3 protein-coding genes are annotated in these 4,371 nt (G+C 68.5%); 2 read left to right on the forward strand and 1 reads right to left on the reverse strand.

What is annotated here, in order from left to right; genetic code table 11:
* Window positions 1-1,200: DUF6785 family protein (locus VM221_06930; GenBank protein ID HUT74553.1), on the forward strand; the 1,200-nt coding region annotated here is incomplete at its 5' end.
* Window positions 1,201-1,299: 99 nt separating this feature from the next.
* Window positions 1,300-3,480, forward strand: a complete 2,181-nt coding sequence (locus tag VM221_06935; protein HUT74554.1) for a bifunctional (p)ppGpp synthetase/guanosine-3',5'-bis(diphosphate) 3'-pyrophosphohydrolase — start codon at window positions 1,300-1,302, stop codon at window positions 3,478-3,480.
* A 59-nt stretch (window positions 3,481-3,539) separates the two neighbouring features.
* Here the strand turns inward: VM221_06935 and VM221_06940 are convergent.
* Window positions 3,540-4,371 (reverse strand): HEAT repeat domain-containing protein (locus VM221_06940; GenBank protein HUT74555.1); only part of this gene is annotated, 832 nt, incomplete at its 5' end.

Raw genomic sequence — 4,371 nt, forward strand, 5'->3', positions numbered from 1 at the left:
ACCCGGGGGTACATGCTCGTCAGCGCCGTCGGCCATCCGCTGATGGCGGAAATAGGCAACCTGCAGCTGTACATCTTCCCGTCGGTGATCGGCCTGGGCTACCTGCTGAGCAGAGAAGTGGGCCTGAGCATCTGGCTCTTCCTGGTACTCAACCGGCTGGAGAACGTGGGGCTGGCCGCGTACGGCCTGACTGTCCCCATGGGTGCCAGCGGGTTCGCGGGGTGGAGCACGATACACTTCTTCCGCAACCAGGAGGTGGGCGGATGGCTGCTGATGGGTGGGCTGCTGATGTGGACCGCGCTGAAGCGGGCCCGCCGGGTGCTGGCGAGCGCCGGCGCGGATCCCGCGGAAGCGCGCCAGGTGCGGTGGGCGCTGATCGGCCTCATTATCGGCACGATCGTGATCGGCGCGTGGTTCATGGCCGCGGGCATGTCATTGGGCATCGTGATCCTGGCGGTGCTGCTGCAGTACCTGTCCCTGGTCACCTTGACTCGGATCGTCGCCTCCTCCGGCCTGTTCTGGATCGTGATGTCGTGGCTGCCGTGCGACGTGCTCGCCCAGAACCTCGGCACCGCGGTCGTCGGCCCCGCCAATCTGACCGGTGTTTACCTGCTGCAAGGCGGCCAGGAGGCGCAGACCTCGCAGATGCCGATGCTCATGGACAGCATGAAGATCGGCCATACCTCACGGCTGCCCCTGGGGCGGATGATCGCCGCCATCGGCGGCGCCACGGTGGTGGCCATCATCGTATCCACCTTGGCCGGCATGCCCATGATCTATCACAAGGGCGGGGTCTCCATGACCGAGCTCTGGTCGTGGCCGGACTGGCTCTACCCTCGGCTCCAGCGCCAGCTCGACGCCATGGACAAGCGCACCAATCTCAGCCTGGTGTTCATGGTTGTGGGCGCGGGGGTGACGATGTTCCTGGTGCAGATGAACCGCTCCTTCCTGTGGTGGCGGCTCAGCCCCATCGGCTACTTGCTATCGAGCATGTCGGCTTCCGCCATCATCGCGTACTCCATCTTCATCGGGTGGCTGATCAGCGGCCTGGTGCTGCGCTATGGGGGGCTGCGCCCCTATCGCAAGTTCAGGCCCGTGTTCCTGGGCATGATCCTGGGCGAGTTCGCGACCGTGGGTTTCTGGCTGATCGTGGATGCCATCTTCGGGGGCAAGGTTGGCAACCTCGTCGTGGGCCAGTAATGACCGCGGCGGGGGGGCTGGCGTCCCCGAACCCCTGGGGCGCGCACGCAGCTGCCCGGCCCCGCATGCGGACCGAACCAGCATAGTGGCGACAGGACCGTGAGCAGAGTGGCCACCGCAGCCGACACGCGCAAGGGACGGACCTTCGACGAGCTCATCGCGCTCGTGCGGCAGGCGCGCCCCGACTTCGACGAGGAGGGCCTGCGCCGCGCCTACGAGTTTGCGCGGCAAGCCCATGCCGGTGCCTCCCGCGCCTCCGGCGGCCCCTACATCTCCCACCCCATCGAGGTGGCGGCGCTGCTGGCGGAACTGGGCCTCGACGACCAAGCGCTGACGGCCGCGCTGCTGCACGACGTGATCGAGGACACGGGGGTAAGCCCCGACGATCTGCGCCGCGAGTTCGGCGACGAGATCGCGAGCCTGGTGGACGGGGTCACCAAGCTCAGCCGCATTGACTTCCACACCCAGCGCGAGCGCCAGGCGCAGAACCTGCGCAAGATGCTGCTGGCGATGGCGCGCGACCTGCGGGTCATCCTCATCAAGCTCGCGGATCGCCTGCACAACATGCGCACCCTGGGGTCGCTGCCGCTCCCGCGCCGGCGCGAGATCGCCGAGGAGACGCTGCATATCTTCGCCCCCATCGCCCACCGGCTGGGGGTGTGGCGGCTGAAGTGGGAGCTGGAAGACCTCGCCCTGCGCTACACCGACCCGCGGGCATATCATCGCATCGTGCGCCAGGTCGCCCGCACCCGCGAGGACCGCGAGCGCACCGTCAACCGCGCCATCGCCGAGCTGCGCGCGCGCCTGGATGAGGTCGCCATCAAGGCCGATATCCACGGCCGCCCCAAGCACTTCTTCAGCATTTACCAGAAGATGCAGGCGCAGGGGGTGGACTTCGAGCAGATCCTCGATCTGCAGGCCATCCGCGTGCTGGTGCACACCGTCGCCGAGTGCTACTCGGTGCTGGGCGAGGTGCACACCCTGTGGCTGCCGCTGCCCGGGATGTTCACCGATTACATCGCCAAGCCCAAGGCCAACCTCTACCAGGCGCTGCACACCAAGGTCTTCGGCCCCAACGGCGAGCCCATGGAAGTCCAAATCCGCACCTACGACATGCACCGCACCGCGGAATACGGCGTCGCCTCCCACTGGCGCTACAAGGAGGGCGATCAGGGCGACCAGGACCTGGAGCGGAAGCTGTCGTGGCTGCGCCACCTGCTCGACCTGCAGAGCGACCTCGAGGACCCCGGCGAGTGGCTCGAATCCCTCAAGATAGACCTCTACCAGAACCAGGTCTTCGTCTTCACCCCGCGCGGCGACGTCATAGACCTGCCCGCGGGTTCGACGCCGGTTGACTTCGCCTACCGCATTCACACCAACATCGGCAACTCGTGCGTCGGCGCGCGCGTCAACGGGCGCATCGTCCCCCTGGCCTACGTCTTCCAAAACGGCGACGTCGCCGAGATCCTGACCTCCAAGTCCAGTGCCGGGCCCAGCCTGGACTGGCTGTCGTTCGTGCGCACCAGCCAGGCCAAGGGGCGCATCAAGTCCTGGTACCGCAAGGCCCGCCACGGCGAGGACTTGCAGCGCGGCCGCGAGCTGCTGGAGCAGGAGGCCAAGCGCCAGGGGCTCAAGCTGTCGGAGGCCGAGCGCGCGCCGCATCTGGACGAGATCGCGGGGCGCATGAACTACGTCGGCGCGGAGGACCTGGTGGCCGCCGTCGGCCACGGCGACGTCACCGCGGAGGCAGTGGTCAACCGCATCCAGGGGCAGGTGGAGAAGACACGCAAACCGGCCCTACCCGTGCGCAAGGCGCGCCAGGGCGCGCTCCAGCTCGGCATCAGCGCCCGCGGCATGGACAGCGTGCTCTTCCGCCTGTCACGCTGCTGCGCCCCCATCCCGGGCGACCACATCGTCGGCTACGTCACACGCGGGCGCGGGTTGGCGATCCACCGCCAGGCCTGTCCCAACGTCGCCAGGTACTCGGAGCGCGAACCGGAACGCCTGGCGGATGTGGAGTGGACCTTCGCCAAAGACGCCGTCTATCCCGCCGAGATCCAGGTCGAGGCGCTCGACCGCGTCGGCCTGCTCAACGACGTCACCGGCATCATCACCAGCCGCGGCATCAACATCAGCGCCGCCCGCGTGCGCACCACCAAGCCCCGCACCGCCATGATCAGCATCACCCTCGACGTCACCGGCACCGAGCAGCTCCAGGCCCTGCTCGAAGCCCTGGGGCGCCTCAGCGACGTGCTGCACGCGCACCGGGTGACGACGTAGGGCCGCCGGTTCGCTGCGCCAGTCGAAGGGCGGCGCCCCTACGAGCGGCCCTGCTGCGCTCACCTGGGCTTGCTCTTATCCCACCATTTCTGCCACTGGGCGGCATCTTCGCCGAAGCTCTGCTGCGAAATAGTCCCGAGCCAGCGCGCGGCCTTGGCGCGGACGCCCTGGTCTTCGTCCCTCAGCGCGCCGATGAGCGCCTCGATGGCGGGCGGAGCCCGCGACTTGCCCAGCGCATCCACGACGGCCTGGCGCACCCGCTCATCAGGGTCTGCCAAGGCGGCCACCAGTGGCCCGACGGCGCCAGGGTCGTCGAGATTGAAAAGCCCATGGGCTGCGTCTAGCCGCATCCCCGGGTCGGGGTCGCGCAGGGCCGCCACCAGGGCCTCGAGCGCGCCCGGCCCCTTGGTCGAACCCAGCGCCAAGAGCGCCCTTTCCCGAACCTCGCGACCGGGATCGGCAAGCGCATCGCACAGAGCCGGGGTGGCGCGGGGGTCCCCCATCTCGCCCAGCGCCCCGACCGCCCCCTGCCGGACGCGCGGTTCGGGATCCCGAAGCGCGGCAATCAACGGCTCGACCGCCCGCGCATCCTTGCAGTAGCCCAGCGCCCAGGCGGCAGCTTCGCGCACTTGCGCATCGGCGTCTGTCAGCGCTGCGATCAACGGCTCGACCGCCCTGGAATCGCGGAGACCCCCGAGGGCGCTGGCGGCGGATACCCGCGCAGTCACGTGTTCGCCCTCGAGGGCGGCGATGAGCCGTGGAACGACGCCCTCAAGTGCGGCCTTATCGTTGATCTGCCGCAGGGCCCACGCCGCCGATGACGCGATCTGGCTGTCCTCAAGCATTACTCCCTCGACCAGTTGCTCGACACCGCGCACGTCTCGCTGGGAA

This window comes from Armatimonadota bacterium (assembly GCA_035527535.1).
Lineage (GTDB): Bacteria > Armatimonadota > Hebobacteria.